This is a genomic window from Nocardia salmonicida NBRC 13393 (genome assembly GCF_001613085.1).
In the GTDB taxonomy this organism is placed as follows: Bacteria; Actinomycetota; Actinomycetes; order Mycobacteriales; family Mycobacteriaceae; genus Nocardia; species Nocardia salmonicida.
Genome location: NZ_BDBR01000022.1, coordinates 58,452 through 73,067 on the forward strand (window position 1 = coordinate 58,452; position 14,616 = coordinate 73,067).

Here is a 14,616-nt window from a genome sequence, read left to right on the forward strand (position 1 = left end):
TGAACCAGAGGACGTGTGTTGATTACCGAACAACTTGATCGCTGGAACGCTCAGGAAGCTGCTGCTGAGGCGATGATTCCGATCATCGGGACGCTGTACCGCAGCAAGGGTGTGACGATTCTGCTGCACAGTCGGTCGCTGGTGAACAAGTCGGTGATCAGCATTCTGCGGACGCATCGCTTCGCGCGCCAGATCGGCGGCGAAGAGCTGTCGGTGGACGAGACGCTGCCGTTCCTTCAGGTGATCAGCCGGTTGGATCTGGGACCGTGCAAGATCGACCTGGGCCAGCTCGTGATGGCCTATCACGCCGATGGGCGTGGGCTCTCGGTCGAGGAGTACACCACCTCGGTGCTGGCCGAGGTGAGCGACAGCAACAAGGCCGTCTCGCAAGGACCGCGCGATGTGGTGCTCTACGGGTTCGGGCGGATCGGGCGGCTGGTCACCCGGCTGCTCATCGAGAAGGCCGGGTCGGGCAACGGGCTGAGCCTGCGTGCGGTGGTGGTCCGCCGGGGTGGTGACGACGACCTCGCCAAGCGGGCGTCGCTGCTGCGCCGGGATTCGGTGCACGGGCACTTCAACGGCACCATCAAGGTCGACGCGGACAACGATACGATCACCGCGAACGGCAACGTCATCAAGTTCATCTACAGCGATGACCCGACGACGATCGACTACACCGCCTACGGCATCGACAACGCGATCCTGATCGACAACACCGGTCGCTGGCGTGACCGCGACGGTCTGGAGCAGCACCTGCGCCCCGGCATCGCGAAGGTGGTGCTCACCGCGCCGGGCAAGGGTGACGTGCCCAACATCGTGCACGGTGTGAACCACCGCGACCTCGACCTGTCGCAGCAGATCTTCTCCTGCGCCTCCTGCACGACCAACGCGATCGTGCCGCCGCTCAAGGCGATGGACGACGAATTCGGCATCGTTCGCGGACACGTCGAGACGGTGCACTCGTTCACCAACGACCAGAACCTGCTCGACAACTACCACAAGGCCGACCGTCGCGGCCGCTCCGCGCCGTTCAACCTGGTGCTCACCGAGACCGGCGCCGCCTCCGCGGTGGCCAAGGCGATGCCGGACTTCAAGGCCAAGATCACCGGCAACTCGATCCGCGTTCCCACCCCCGATGTCTCGGTCGCGATCTTGAACCTGCAGCTGAAGCAGGACACGACCAAGGAAGACGTCCTCGCCTACCTGCGTCAGGTGTCCCTGGCGGGCCCGTTGAGCCGCAACCTCGACTACACCGCCGCCACCGACGCGGTCTCGAGCGACTTCATCGGCTCGCGCGCGGCCTCGATCATCGACGCCAACGCCACCATCGTCGAGGGTGATACCGCGATCCTCTACGTCTGGTACGACAACGAATTCGGCTATTCGTGCCAGGTCGTGCGGACCGTGCAGTACATCTCGGGCATCGAATACCCGACCTACCCGCAGCTGGGTGCGCAGTCCGACACGCGCGAGCTGACCGACGCACGGTAGCGACGCTCCGGCAGGGCGGGCATCTGGTCGCTGACCAGGGCCCGCCCGCCTCGTCGACTCGGTGGCAGACCCCGCGACCCGAACCTCACCGCTTGTCGGGTCGCGCGTTGTTGTGCATACTGGCGACATGACATCGAGTCGAAAGGGCGTTCTGCGCCCGGGCCGTTGAGCCCCCCGCCGGTCATCGCACCGGCTTCTCTCCCGCGTGAACGCGGGGAATTCACCGAAAATCCGCAGTACTCCCGTGCGTCCTATGACGATGCGCGCCTAGCCCTGTGGGTGCGTGTGCGTGAACTCGCTGTGCCGCCCGGCATGATCGAAGTCGCCACCGCACGGCGGCTCGTCGGCGACTGGTCGGGGGCCTGCACCGCGGCGCACGTCGATCTCGATGTGGATCTGCGAAGGCTGGCGCGGACCCACGGCCGAGGACTCGCCGCCCGAGTACGGGCCGACCTGCGGTACCTGGCACCGGACCTGTTGCGCTGGCATCTACCCAGAATCGCGCCGGACGGTCTGCTGCGACCCGGGTTGACGATGGTGCTGGCTCGCTACGGCGCCGAGGACATCACGAACGTCGAGGGCGGAACACAGTGTCTCCGTGAGGGTTCCGTGCATCTGGTGGTACGGACGCCACCGGCATGGGCGGCTGCCGGTCAGCGGATAAGCCTCGCACTGTGGGACGGGACGAGCCCCGGAACCGGTGCGCGCATGCACCCACATCCCCGACCCAACAGTCGCTACCGGCTCGACCTGCATCGTCACCTGTGGGATTCGCGCAGGGTGGGGGAGTTGCGAACCCGTGCTGGGGCAGGACAACGCGCGGCCGTGGTGACGCCCGGTGACGATCCCGGTCTCACGCTGTCCGGATCGGTGCTGCCGGGTTGTGCCGTCGACCGGTGGGCAGATGAAGCGGGAATTCTGCTGCGCGCCGAGGGGCAGCGGTCCGGGCTGGTGCTGGTGCGGTGCGGTGCACGGAAACGGGTGGTGTTGGACGTTCGCGCCGACGGGGAAAACGCTCCCGCGGTGCGCATTTCGAAGGCGCACTCGCGCGGCGGAATCTCGGCCCTTCCGGTCCTGCCCGACGCCGCTACCTGGGTGCTCCCCGACCTGGAGTTGCTGCGCGCGGGCGCGATCGCCGCCGACCAACTGCATCCACTGGTCGCTTCGGTGCTGGGCCACGACGGCATGCCGAGCGAGAACTCCGAGATCGACACCGCTCATCGAATCGTGGAGTGCCGGGGCGAACGTCATCGCATCGGGTTGGTGAACGGGGTGCTGGCCGCGCTGGATCACGACCCCACCGAAATCCGGCGCGAGGAACTCCTGGCGGCCCTGACCGGAACCCCGATGCCCTGCCTGCAGGCCATCGACCGGTCGCTGCGCCAACCGGATTGGCTAGTCGGCGTCTGCGACCGCCTCGACCACGGCGATATCGACGGCGCCCTCACCATCGTCGAAGGCAAGCTCGGCGCCGACGCGGTGCTGCGCGACGGACCACTTCGCGACGCACTCGAAGCAGCTGTACGACAACGGATTACCTATGGCCTGTTCCGGGCCGGTCTACCTGCGCCCGGTCGCGGCCACACCCCTCCCGACCGGTACGACCGCAAGGGTCGTCGCGCACGTCCGAAACGCCTGATCTTGCGCTGAGTTGTCTTCGGGCCATCGGGGTCACGCTGTGTCGCGCTGCCGACCTTCGTGCTTCGTCGACCGACCCGGGGACCGAGCTCGCTCCACTGCGCTCATCCATCGAATTCTTCTGAACCCAAAGGTGATTCACACATGACTGTTCACACCTTCCGCCCGCCGCTCCCGATTCGCGCCGCCGACTCCCAGCTCGACATCGCGAGCGAACTCCTCGCCATGCTGGGCGAAGTACACACAGAGCCGCGTCGCAATACCCAACTGGAAGCTCTCACCTTGGCCGCGGCCGCCGACCTGCCGGTACTGCTGTGGGGTGAGCCGGGCATCGGCAAGACCGCTGCGTTGACCCAGCTCGCCGAGTCGCTCGACCTGCCGCTGACCACGGTGATCGCGAGTGTGCACGAGCCGTCGGACTTCTCGGGCCTGCCGATCATCGGCGACGACCCCGCGACCCAGGGTGTTCCGATGGCGCCGCCGGACTGGGCGGTTCGACTCGTGCGGGCCGGGCGCGGCCTGCTGTTCCTCGACGAATTGTCCACCGCACCGCCCGCCGTGCAGGCGGCGCTGCTGCGCGTCGTTCTCGAAAGACGGGTCGGCGCACTGGAACTGCCGCCGGGTGTGCGCATCGTCGCGGCCGCCAACCCGCGCTCGTCGGCCGCCGACGGCTGGGAGCTGAGCCCGCCGCTGGCGAACCGCTTCGTGCACCTGCAGTGGACCCACGAGCACGACGTCGTCGTCCGTGGCCTCGGGGGAACATGGCCGCGCGCGACCCTGCCTCGGCTCGCGCCCGAAAAACTCTCGGAGGCAGTCGTATTCGCGCGTCGTGCGGTCTGCACCTTGCTCGCGGCCAGGCCCAGGCTCGTGCATCAGATGCCCACCACCGAATCCCGGCGGGGTGGCGCCTGGGCGTCTCCGCGGAGTTGGGAGATGACCGTGCGGCTGATCGCCTTCGCCACCGCGGCCGATGCGAGTCGTGATGTGCTGTCGCAGTTGATCCGCGGCACGGTCGGCGACGGCCCGGGTTTCGAACTGCTGACCAGCATCGATCGGATGGATCTGCCCGATCCGGAAGCATTGCTGGCCGATCCTGTCGCCGCCGAACTGCCGACCAGGGGCGACCTGCGCCAGGCCGTTCTCGACGGTGTGGTGGCCGCGGTGCGCAAGCGACCGGAGCGGGCGCGGTGGGATGCGGCTTGGTCGCTGCTGGTGAAGGCCGTGGAAACCGGAGCACCCGACCTGGTGGTCGTTCCCGCGACAACTCTGGCCACGCTGCGCCGCGACAATTGGGAGGTGCCCGCGGCGATCGAACAACTAGCCGGGGTGGTGTCGGTGTCGCGGAGTGCCGATCGCGCCGCGGCTCGCGTCGCCGTCCAGGCGGGCCGATGACAGCGGACACGACCGGGCTGGATTTCGACAAGCTCTATGCCGCACGGCTGCAAGCGGTTTCGGCCCGCCCCTATCTGGCGACTGCCCTGTACGCCCTGAACATCGTCGAGTCGGCAGGGGTGTCGACGATGGGCGTGGACAAACACTGGCGGTGCTACGTCTCGCCACGGTTCGTCGACTACACGCCGGTGGAAGAACTGGCGTCGATACTGGTGCACGAGGTTTCGCACCTGCTGCGCGACCATCACGCGCGCAGTGATCGCTACGCCCACACCCACGAGCTGACCGGCCGCGGCGAGCGGCTGCGAATGAATATCGCCGCGGATGCCGAGATCAACGACGACGCGTTCGGCGACGGGTTGGTCTGGCCCGAAGGCGCGGTTCTGCCGAGCACCTTGGGGCTGGACCCAGGGCAACTCATGGAGGACTACCTGGGTCAGTTCAGCCTCGGGCATCTGACGGAAAGCATGGCGTGGCTCGACTGCGGTAGCGGCGCGGACGGATCGGACCGGGAGTGGGAGCTGGGTCCCGACGGCGCGGACGGGCTCAGCGAACAGCAGCGCGACGGCGTCCGGTTCCTCGTGGCGCAGGGCATCGTCGGCCGTCCAGGGAACGCGCCCCAGGGTTGGCGACGCTGGGCGAACGAGGCCTTGCACCCTTCTCAACCATGGCGGGACCTGCTCGGTGCTGCCCTGCGCGCGGCCGCGTCGGCCCCCGGTGTCGGCGAGGACTACACCTACCGGCGCCCCGCCCGCCGCTCGACCGCGCTCCCCGGCATCGTGCTGCCGAGCCTGCGTCGCACCCCACCCAAGGTCGGCGTGGTCATCGACACCTCGGGATCGGTCAGCGACGACGAATTGGGCAGCGCGCTGCTCGAAGTCGCCGCCATCATCCGCGCCGTCGGCGGCCGCCGCGACCTGGTCACCGTGTTCTCCTGCGACGCCGCGGCACGCATCGCCCACCCGCTGTGCCAGGCCGAGGGGATGTCGCTCATCGGCGGTGGCGGCACCGACCTGCGCACCGGTTTCACCAAGGCCCTGCGCACCCGCCCTGATGTGCTCGTGGCCCTGACGGACGGTCAAACGCCCTGGCCGTCACAACAACCGGCCTGCCGAACCGTGGTCGGCCTCTTCCGCAGGGGCCATGCATGGCAGGAGAACGATCCCGATTATGTTCCGGACCGACCACCCGCGTGGGCGCGGGTGGTCGACATCGGCTGAAGTCGCGGTCGGCTATCCGCCGGAGGCAGCCCGGCGCGCCCGTGGTAGCGGCGACACCAGCATGACCGACCCCGACAGCAAGAGTCCGGCGAGTGGTATCAACGGCAGATATGACACCCACACCACCGGCTCTTGCTGCGCCAATGCGATGACAGTGGCGACAACGGCGACTACGAACACGACGGCCGACCAACGATGTAGCTGACGAACGCGCCCGCCGACCGCCGGACCCGTTCGTGAGCCGCGGTAGACCAGCACATATATCACCGAACCGGTGAGGAACAGTCCGGCCAGCGGAATCAGTGGCAGGTAGACAACCCATTCCGGTCCGCTCAGCGACAACCCGATCACCGTGATGAGTACTGCCGCGACAAAGCCGATGGCGAGCCATCGATGAGCTCGCCGAACTCCGATGATGTTCATCGAAAACCCTTTCGTCGATCCGTGGAAAAGCAATGCTGCCACGGCGCCGACCTCGGAACTTCTCGATTCCTGACCGTTTCTCCCCGCTGGCGACCGATCGCTGATCGCCCCGTTTTCAATCCGGCAATTCGTTGAAAGTATCAATCCCCTCGGGCCGCCGAAGCCCTGCCAGACTCGTCGTGTGATCAGCGCGATTGTGCGAATTCGGTCCATCACCTACGAATCAGAGGGCGTGCTGTCCTTTGTGCTCACCGACCCCGGCGGCGCGCCACTGCCGCCGTGGGCACCGGGTGCGCACGTGGATGTCGTCCTGCCCGACGGCGTCGTTCGTCAGTACTCGCTGTGTGGCGATCCCGCGAATCGGGACAGTTATCGCATCGCGGTGCTGCTCGAGGATCAGGGTCGGGGCGGGTCGGCGTGGATGCACGAGAAAGTACGGCCGGGCACGCTGCTGGAGATCCGGGAGCCCCGCAACAATTTCCCGCTCGCCCCGGCAGCGAGCTACCTGTTGATCGCCGGCGGCATCGGGATCACCCCGCTGCTGCCGATGATCCGTGAACTCGAACAGCGCGGCGCCGCATGGCAACTGCACTACGGCGGTCGCACCGATGCGCGGATGGCCTTCGCTGAGGAGCTCTCGGGCTACGGTGCGCGGGTTCGTCGCTACGCGCAGGACGAAGTCGGGCTGATGCCACTGGCCGAGATACTCGCGCCGGTGGGCTCGGACACGCTCGTGTACTGCTGTGGCCCCGAGCCGCTGCTCACCGCGGTCGAACAGCACTGTGTGTCGGAGGCTCTGCGCGTGGAGCGTTTCCATCCGAAGGAGATCGCGTCGACCGGACCCGACCGGCCGACGACGGTCGTGCTCAATCGCTCCGGCCGGACCATCGACGTTCCGGCCGACTCGTCGGTCCTCGACGCGCTCGAGCGCGCCGGTGCCGACGTGCTGTGGTCGTGCCGCGAAGGAACGTGCGCGACCTGCGAAACCACCGTGCTCGAAGGTGAAGTCGAGCATCGCGATTCGGTTCTCACACCGGCTGAACAAGAGTCGGGCAAAACCATGATGATCTGCGTCTCCCGAGCGCGCACGGACCGTCTTGTGCTCGATGCCTGAAAGGTCGAAGACTGTGCACGATGTCATTGTTGTCGGCGCGCGCTGCGCTGGTGCCACGGTCGCGATGCTGCTCGCGCGCCGCGGCTACCGGGTGCTCTGCGTCGACCAGGCCCTGTTTCCCAAGGACGCCGTCTCGACCCACATGCTGCGGCAGAGTGGTCTCGCGCGGCTGCGGGATTGGGGCCTGCTGGAACAACTGAAGGCCACGGGCTGTACGCCCATTCACTCGATCACGATGTCCTACGCCGACGCGCAGTTCTCCGGCTTCTCCGACCCCATCGATGGCATCGCCGAGACCTACGCCCCGCGGCGCATCGTGCTCGACAAACTGTTGCAGGACGCCGCTCGGTCGGCCGGTGTCGATCTGCGGGAGGGCGTCACCGTGCTCGATCTGGTGCGCGAGGGTGAGCAGGTCACCGGCATCGTCGGGCGTGACCGCGACGGCGAACCGGTCGTCGAACACGCCCGCCTCGTCATCGGCGCCGACGGTTACGCCTCCACCGTGGCCCAGCTCACCGGCGCCGAGAAGTACGACGTGATCCCGGGGGAGACCTTCACCAGCTACTCGTACTGGTCCGGTCTGACTATGCAGAGTCAGTTGCGCATCGGCGACAAGCAGGCGGTCGGCGGCTGGCCGACCAACGACGGCAAGACGCTGATGTGGTGTGTGCAATACGTCGACCGGTTCGCACCGTTTCGTACCGATGTCGAGGGCAATTTCTCGTTGGCGTTCAAGGAAACCGCGCCCGACCTCGCCGAACTACTCGAGACCGGCGAGCGCGAGGAGCGGTTCTACATCGCGCGCTACCCGGAGAACTTCTATCGGCAATCGCACGGCCCCGGTTGGGCATTGGTGGGTGACGCCGGATATCACAAGGACCCCTTCACCGGTCTGGGGATCAGCGACGCGTTCACCTACGCCGATCTGCTCGCCGAGCGCGCACACGAAGGACTGTCGTCGGCGCGGCCACTCGACGAAGCGCTCGCCGAGTATCAGGCGCAGCGCGATCGGTCGAGTAAACCGATGTACCGGTTCACCTGTGAGTCCTCGCGACTGGTGTTGCCGGACAAGCATGTCGAGGTGATGCGGGCGCTGCCGAGCAGCCCGAGACACACGCAGCAGTGGTTCCGGATGATGGCGGGTGGGCTCAGTGGTCGGGAGTTCTTCACCGAGGACAATCTCGCCCCGCTGCTGAATCCGCAGGGCGCACGATGACCGTGCAACCGTTCGACACCGTCGGAATCTTTCGCGATGAGCACGGTGTCGCGCACTACGCGGGCCTGCCGGATTCGCTGGTGGATATGCTGCGCCACACGGTGCGGACCTGGCCTGACCAGGAAGCCGTCGTCGAGATCGGCGGCGAGCGACTCTCGTACCGGCAACTGTGGGATCGGGCCGCCCGGGTGGCCGGCGGGCTGCGGGACCAGGGAATTCAACCGGGGGACCGCGTCGCCAGTCTGTTGGATGCCGGAACCGATTGGGTGGTCGGCTTCCTCGGCATCGTGCTCGCCGGCGCGGTGGCAGTGCCGGTCAACACTCGGTTCGCCGCCCCCGAGATCGAGTACGTCCTGACCGATTCCGCCGCCTCGTTCACTTTCGGCCCGAAAGAGACGCTGCCGCAGGGCGATCCCTATGTCTACGAGGGTGCGGCACCGAAGGATCCGGCCGCGATCTTCTACACCAGCGGCACGACCGGACGGCCGAAAGGCGCGATCACCACCCACCGCAACCTGCTGTCCACGGTGGAGAACGTGCGCCGACTCGCCGACATCGGCACCGACGAGGGCCCGACCCTGCGCAACCTGGTCTCGGTGCCGCTGTTCCATGTCACCGCGTGCAACAGTCAGCTGATTCCGCAGCTCGCCATCGGCGGCAGCACGATCATCCTGCCGCAGTTCAAGATTCAGGACTTCCTGCGGGCGATCGTCGACGAGCGGGTCACCTCGCTCACCAACACTCCCGCCATCTACTACCTCGCGTTCCGGCAACCGAACTTCGCCGATTTCGACCTGAGCGGGGTGAACCGGGTCGCCTACGGCGGTGCGCCGGTCGCGCCCGCGCTGGTCGCCGAGATCGCCGAGCACTTCCCGAACGCGCGCCTGGCCAACGGTTTCGGTCTCACCGAGACCTCGTCCATCTCGACCTACCTGCCCCATGAGTGGGCCACCGAGCACGCGGAATCGGTGGGGTTCGCCGCGCCGATCGTCGACCTGGCCATCGACGCGCCCGACCCGGTCAGCGGTGTCGGGGAACTGCTCATCCGCGGCGCCAATGTCGTGGCCGGCTACTGGAACAACCCCGTCGCCACCGCCGCGACCTTCGTCGACGGCTGGCTGCGCACCGGTGACCTCGCCCGCATCGACGAGCGAGGACTGGTGTCGATCGCCGACCGGGCCAAGGACATGATCAACCGCGGCGGCGAGAACGTGTACTGCGTCGAGGTGGAGAACGCGCTCGCCGGCGCCCCGGGCATCGGCGAATCCGCGGTCGTCGGGGTACCCGACGACATGATGGGTGAGAAGGTCGGCGCGGTGGTGGTGCCGGTGGCCGGCACCGAGTTCGATGAAGCCGCCGTGCTCGACTACCTGCGCGCACTTCTCGCGGATTTCAAAGTGCCCCAGTACTTCTCGGTGCGCACGGCGCCATTGCCGCGCAACCCCGGCGGGAAGATCGTCAAGACCACGTTGCGGTCCGAACCGTTCAAGCCCGCCGGACGAGGGTGATGCTGGTCCGCCGCTGCTCGGCGAAGGCGTGGATGTCGTCATCGGGCGCCAGATCCTCGGCACGGTAACCGATCGTGCTGAGGATGGCGCCGCTGGCGACGTCGAAGACGTCGGTGTAGTACAGCGCGCGGCTGACCCGGGTGTAGGCCGGATCGGCGCCCCGGTCGGTGCCGGAGAGATTGACGTTCGCGGTGAACCAGCCCGCCCGCGCTGCCAGCAGCGTGGTGAGTATCCGGGCGGTCGCCTCGGGTACCCAGCTCCAGTCCCAGGCGTGCGGCTCGGCCCACGGTCCACCGAACTCGCGCGAGAGCGCGATGCCGGGCACACCGCGCGCTCCCGCTTCCTGCACCGCACCGTAGGTGCCGCTGACATTCAGGGTGGCGCCGATGTTCTCGCCCGCGTTCACCCCGCTCAGACACAGATCTACCGGAGCGATGACCCCGGAGGTCAGCGCGAAGACCACGCAGGCCGCCGGTGTCGATCCCATGTGGATCGTGGGAATTCCGGCGGTCGGGGCCGCCCACTCCCACTCCGTGGCGACGCCACTGCGTCGCGACTGGCTCGCGCCCGACATCGGCCCGCTCGGTGCTACCACCGTCGCGTCGATGCCGAGCGCGCGCACGGCTTCCGCCAACGCCAGGAGACCCGGCGCGCGGAATCCGTCATCGTTGGTGATCAGCAGGTGCATCGAAAGCCGTCACTCTGGCACCGGTCTCCGGATCGAACAGGTGCAGCCGGTCCGCCGGGACGAAGACCTGGATCCGCGCGCCGATGGCCGGTGCCGGATCGTTCGCGGGCAGCGTCACGGCCCAGCGACCCGATTCGCCGGTGCACTGCGCGATCTTGGAGTCGCCGGTGAACTCGACCAGCTCCACCACACCGTGCACGAGCAGTCCCGGGCCGTCGTGGCGTCGGAGCGCGCCGTCGCCGGGCCGCCAGCCCAGCGTCAGTTCGGCAGGCACGCCGGGGACAGGTTGCGCGAGAAGCGCTTCCAGCCCGGACCCGGTCATCTCGTCGCCTGCCTGGTTCATGGTCACCGTCGCCAGGTTCATCGGCGGGCTACCGAGGAACGTCGCGACGAACAGATCGACCGGCCGCCGATACACCTGCGCCGGACTACCGACCTGCAACACCCGCGAATCGTTCATCACCACCAGATGCGTCGCCATCGACAGCGCCTCGAGCTGGTCATGGGTGACCAGCACGACGGTATTGCCGAGCTCACGATGCAGCCGCACCAGCTCCACTCGCGCCTGCTGGCGCAACTGCGCGTCGAGCGCGGACAGCGGCTCGTCGAGCAGCAGCACCTTCGGCTGCCGAACGATCGCTCTGGCCAACCCGACTCGCTGACGCTGACCACCCGACAACTGCGCGGGCCTGCGGTGGCGCAGCTCGCTCAGCCCGAGGCTGTCGCACGCACCGGCTACCCGCCGCTCGATCTCGGTGCGGTCCAACCCCGACTTACGGTTGTGCTTGCCCTCCAGCCGCAGGCCGAAGGAGATATTGCGCTCCACCGTCATGTGCGGGTACAGCGCGAAGTCCTGGAACACCATCGAGACGCCGCGCCGTCCCGGCGACACCTCGGTGACGTCGGCGCCGTCGATGAGCACCCGCCCCGCGGTGGGGGTGATCAGACCGGACACCACGCCGAGCGCGGTCGATTTACCGCAGCCGGACGGGCCGACCAACACGGTGAGCGATTGTCCCGGTACGTGCAGTAGGTCCAGGTCGAGAGCCGGGCGGTCCTCGCCGTATTGCTTGGTGATGCCGTCGAGCACCACACCGGCCGAGAGATCGAGCTCGGTGGTCAGCACCGGGGGCTCGCTCACACTGAGACTGGTCATGTCGTTTACCGAACCCCTGAATGAAGGAAGGCGTCCGCGATCCGTCGCGACGCCAGGACATAGATCACGACGACCGGCAGTGATGCCAGCATCGCCGCGGCGAGCATCGGCCCGTACTGCGCGCTCTCGGGGCCGACGAACAGCGCCAGACCCGGCTGGATGGTGGTGTCCTCCGGGTCGGGCATCACCAGCAGCGGCCACAGGAATTCGTTCCAGGTACTGATGAACAGCAGGATCGCCACCGCGCCGAGCGCCGGGCGAAGCACCCCGAGCACCACGTGGCGCAGGATCTCCCACGAGGTGGCGCCTTCGAGCACCGCCGCGCCGATCAGCGATTGCGGCACCGAACGAATGTGGTCGCGCAGCAGCAGAACTGCCAGCGCGCTGACACCGAGCTGCGGGATGATCACCCCGATCGTATGACCCTGCCAACCGAGCTTCGCGGTCATCAGGAACTGCGGGATGATCAGTGCCTGCGGCGGGATCAGCAGCGAAATGCCCACGGCGGCAAGGACGAAGCCTCGCCCCCTCGCCGTGTCGAACCGCACCAGCGCGTAGGCGGCGGGCACGGCGACGAGCATCGTCGCGACAGTGACGCCCGCGGCCATCACGAAGGTGTTCCACAGCAGCCTGCCGATCGGGAACTTGCCCACGGCCAGTTCGTAGTTCTCCATGCTCGCCGGAAACGGGAGCGGATTCAGATCGAAGATCGTCGACACCGGCTTGAACGAGGTGGCCAAGGCCAACGCCACCGGGAACAGCATCAGCACAATGGCTGTGATCAGTAGCAGGTGTCTGCCGATCGCGTCACCGCGTCGCACGGAATCTCCTCGAGAGCAGGGTGTGGAAGGTCAGGAGCAGCCCGAACGCGAGCGCGATCACGATGGCCGCCGCCGATGCGGTGCCCGCGTCGAAAAAGGTGAAACCGTAGGTGTAGAGCCGGTAGTAGACGTTGTCGGTGGCATTGCTCGGTCCACCTCGGGTGAGCACACCGATATTGGTGAACAGCCACGGCCACACCACCACCATCGACAGCAGTCCGAGCAGCACGATCGGGCGTCGCAGCTGGGGCAGGATGATCGACCTGGTGATCTCACCCTCGGTGGCGTCGTCCAGGCGCGCGGCGTCGATGGTGCGGCGATCGAGGTTCGCCAGTGCCGCACCGAACAGCAAGGTGTTGAGCGCCACCACTTTCGGCGCCGTCACCACGACGACGGTCGGCAGCGCGGTGGCCGGGTCGCCGAGCCAGTTGATCGGTTCCACCCCGGCGAACCCGAGTACCTGATTCAGGCTCCCGTACAGCGGATCCAGAATGAACTGCCACGACAGCGCGTTGGCCACCGGCGCGAGCACGACCGGCAGGAACAGCAGCATCCGGTAGAACTCGCTGGCCCGGCCGGGGCGCTTCCACAGTGCGATGGCGAGCGCGCACGGGACCACCGTCGCGAAGGGCAGCACGAACAGCGCGTACTTCAGCGTGTTCCAGGCCGCGTTGCCGAATTCCGGTTCGGTGATGAGGGTTTCGTAGTTCTCGAAGCCGTTGAACTCGATGTCGGGGGAGACCAGGTTCCAGTCGAGGAAGCTGAGCACCGCGGTGAACACGAGCGGCCCGTAGACCCACACGGCGATCGCGAGCATGGTCGGCGAGAAGTACAGCCAGGCAAGTCCGGTCGCGGCGGGACGTTCGACCGCGCGTACCTTCGGCTTCGCGTCGCGTACCTTCGCCTTCGCCTCGGGGGCCTCGGTGAGCGTCATGATCGGGCTCGCACGTCGACCAAGCGCAGGGTGGTCTCCAGTGCCTCGGCGTAATGGCGCGCGTGGCGCATTTCGATGATGATCGCCGGATCGCGGGGGAAGGTCGTCGCCATGACCTCGGCCAGCGGGATCGAGCCCCAACCGGGCGGCAGGTGCAGATCGCCTTCCCCGAGGAGCTCGAGTTCGTACGGGCTGGCGTCGGGCTGACGGGCCATCCGGCCGAAGTTGTCATGCAGGTGGACGTGGCCGACGACCGGGGCGACCTCGCGAATCGCGGCCAGGTAGTCGTAATTCAGGTAGCCGGCCGACAGGTACGCGTGGCCGACGTCGAGGCACATCGTCACCGCGGGGTGGTCGATCTGCTGCACCTGTTCGGCGACCATATCCAGGCGCATCCCGTAGGAACGGCGGGTGAGCACCGCGGGTCCGGGTGCCCGATTCTCGACCGCGATCATGACCCCGCGCGCGCCGGACTCGTCGGCGAGCTCGCGCAGCATCGTGCGTTCGGTTTCCATGCCCGCGGTCAGCGCCGCACCGTCGCTGTAGAGGTTCGGCAGCACCCCGGCGTGGTAGACCAGCACCTCGGCGCCGATCGCGGCGGCGACCTCCAGGTCCGCCAGCAGCCCGAGCTGCTGCGCGGACGCGGTGCCGACGTCGAGCAGGTTGCCGGTACGCCCGGACGAATACCACGAACTGTGCAGGGTCAGCCGGAGTCGGCAACCGGCCAGCGCGTCGCGCAGCGCCGCCAGTCGGGAGCGCTGTACCTGTCCGCCGATCACCACCCCGAGGCCGCAGCCGCCGAGTTCGGCATAGCCGAATCCGGCGGTCGCGGCCTCATCGAGGAATTCGCGCATCTCCTCGAAATCGGAGCGCAGGAGCTGCTTTCCCGACCACGGATTGACCGTCAGGCCGATCTTGTTCGGGATCGCGCCGCCGTGAGGCGAACCGTTCGGAGGCGTGTGTGCGAATACCTGGTGTGACAACGGTGTCTCTCCTCGAGGGGGTGGTGATTCAG

Annotated in this window: 13 protein-coding genes; 7 read left to right on the forward strand and 6 right to left on the reverse strand. The window is 67.4% G+C overall.

The features are described from left to right. Positions 1-72 precede the first annotated feature (72 nt). The 4 genes from NS1_RS21625 (at position 73) to NS1_RS21640 (ending at position 5,741) form a co-directional block, all read left to right on the forward strand. The gene (locus NS1_RS21625; RefSeq protein ID WP_371852068.1) at positions 73-1,491 is read left to right on the forward strand and encodes a glyceraldehyde-3-phosphate dehydrogenase; all 1,419 of its coding nucleotides are present in this window, start codon (positions 73-75) and stop codon (positions 1,489-1,491) included. A gap of 165 nt (positions 1,492-1,656) precedes the next feature. Next, on the forward strand, positions 1,657-3,141 hold the full coding sequence (locus NS1_RS21630) for a hypothetical protein (RefSeq protein ID WP_255284631.1): 1,485 nt from the start codon (positions 1,657-1,659) through the stop codon (positions 3,139-3,141). Between the two features lie 132 nt (positions 3,142-3,273). After that, positions 3,274-4,521, forward strand: a complete 1,248-nt coding sequence (locus NS1_RS21635) for an AAA family ATPase (RefSeq protein WP_062987180.1) — start codon at positions 3,274-3,276, stop codon at positions 4,519-4,521. Then, a complete protein-coding gene (locus NS1_RS21640) occupies positions 4,518-5,741 on the forward strand; it encodes a vWA domain-containing protein (RefSeq protein ID WP_062987182.1) in 1,224 nt (407 codons plus the stop codon). Before NS1_RS21635 ends, NS1_RS21640 begins: the two co-directional genes overlap by 4 nt. Positions 5,742-5,753: 12 nt before the next feature. Here the strand turns inward: NS1_RS21640 and NS1_RS41350 are convergent, their stop codons facing one another. Then, complete coding sequence (locus NS1_RS41350) at positions 5,754-6,164, reverse strand: hypothetical protein (protein ID WP_218019962.1); 411 nt, start codon at positions 6,162-6,164, stop codon at positions 5,754-5,756. 181 nt (positions 6,165-6,345) lie between these two features. Here NS1_RS41350 and NS1_RS21650 point away from each other — a divergent pair, with 181 nt between their 5' ends. From NS1_RS21650 to NS1_RS21660, 3 genes are read left to right on the forward strand one after another with little or no spacing between them, the layout of a single operon-like run. Beyond that, a complete protein-coding gene (locus tag NS1_RS21650) occupies positions 6,346-7,278 on the forward strand; it encodes a PDR/VanB family oxidoreductase (protein ID WP_062987184.1) in 933 nt (310 codons plus the stop codon). 13 nt (positions 7,279-7,291) lie between these two features. After that, positions 7,292-8,494 (forward strand): NAD(P)/FAD-dependent oxidoreductase, encoded by a 1,203-nt coding sequence (locus NS1_RS21655; RefSeq protein WP_062987186.1) that lies wholly within the window; start codon positions 7,292-7,294, stop codon positions 8,492-8,494. Beyond that, positions 8,491-10,002 (forward strand): class I adenylate-forming enzyme family protein, encoded by a 1,512-nt coding sequence (locus NS1_RS21660; protein ID WP_062987188.1) that lies wholly within the window; start codon positions 8,491-8,493, stop codon positions 10,000-10,002. The genes NS1_RS21655 and NS1_RS21660 overlap by 4 nt, the downstream gene beginning before the upstream one ends. Here the strand turns inward: NS1_RS21660 and NS1_RS21665 are convergent. The 5 genes from NS1_RS21665 to NS1_RS21685 are packed head-to-tail and all read right to left on the reverse strand — an operon-like array spanning position 9,980 to position 14,584. Beyond that, positions 9,980-10,690, reverse strand: a complete 711-nt coding sequence (locus NS1_RS21665; RefSeq protein ID WP_062987190.1) for a 5'/3'-nucleotidase SurE — start codon at positions 10,688-10,690, stop codon at positions 9,980-9,982. The two genes, NS1_RS21660 and NS1_RS21665, sit on opposite strands and share 23 nt — an antisense overlap. Continuing rightward, the gene (locus NS1_RS21670; protein ID WP_062987192.1) at positions 10,665-11,846 is read right to left on the reverse strand and encodes an ABC transporter ATP-binding protein; all 1,182 of its coding nucleotides are present in this window, start codon (positions 11,844-11,846) and stop codon (positions 10,665-10,667) included. Before NS1_RS21670 ends, NS1_RS21665 begins: the two co-directional genes overlap by 26 nt. Before the next feature lie 5 nt (positions 11,847-11,851). Then, complete coding sequence (locus NS1_RS21675) at positions 11,852-12,667, reverse strand: carbohydrate ABC transporter permease (protein ID WP_062987194.1); 816 nt, start codon at positions 12,665-12,667, stop codon at positions 11,852-11,854. Continuing rightward, positions 12,654-13,601, reverse strand: a complete 948-nt coding sequence (locus tag NS1_RS21680; RefSeq protein ID WP_062987196.1) for a carbohydrate ABC transporter permease — start codon at positions 13,599-13,601, stop codon at positions 12,654-12,656. The genes NS1_RS21675 and NS1_RS21680 overlap by 14 nt, the downstream gene beginning before the upstream one ends. Then, the gene (locus tag NS1_RS21685; RefSeq protein WP_062987199.1) at positions 13,598-14,584 is read right to left on the reverse strand and encodes a sugar phosphate isomerase/epimerase family protein; all 987 of its coding nucleotides are present in this window, start codon (positions 14,582-14,584) and stop codon (positions 13,598-13,600) included. Before NS1_RS21685 ends, NS1_RS21680 begins: the two co-directional genes overlap by 4 nt. Positions 14,585-14,616: the final 32 nt, after the last annotated feature.

Bases quoted from the DNA above. Each gene is read 5' to 3' on its own strand.
- NS1_RS21625 (WP_371852068.1), top strand. From the start codon at position 73: ATGATTCCGATCATCGGGACGCTGTACCGCAGCAAGGGTGTGACGATT.
- NS1_RS21635 (WP_062987180.1), top strand. From the start codon at position 3,274: ATGACTGTTCACACCTTCCGCCCGCCGCTCCCGATTCGCGCCGCCGAC.
- NS1_RS21640 (WP_062987182.1), top strand. From the start codon at position 4,518: ATGACAGCGGACACGACCGGGCTGGATTTCGACAAGCTCTATGCCGCA.
- NS1_RS41350 (WP_218019962.1), bottom strand. From the start codon at position 6,164: ATGAACATCATCGGAGTTCGGCGAGCTCATCGATGGCTCGCCATCGGC.
- NS1_RS21660 (WP_062987188.1), top strand. From the start codon at position 8,491: ATGACCGTGCAACCGTTCGACACCGTCGGAATCTTTCGCGATGAGCAC.
- NS1_RS21665 (WP_062987190.1), bottom strand. From the start codon at position 10,690: ATGCACCTGCTGATCACCAACGATGACGGATTCCGCGCGCCGGGTCTC.
- NS1_RS21670 (WP_062987192.1), bottom strand. From the start codon at position 11,846: ATGACCAGTCTCAGTGTGAGCGAGCCCCCGGTGCTGACCACCGAGCTC.
- NS1_RS21680 (WP_062987196.1), bottom strand. From the start codon at position 13,601: ATGACGCTCACCGAGGCCCCCGAGGCGAAGGCGAAGGTACGCGACGCG.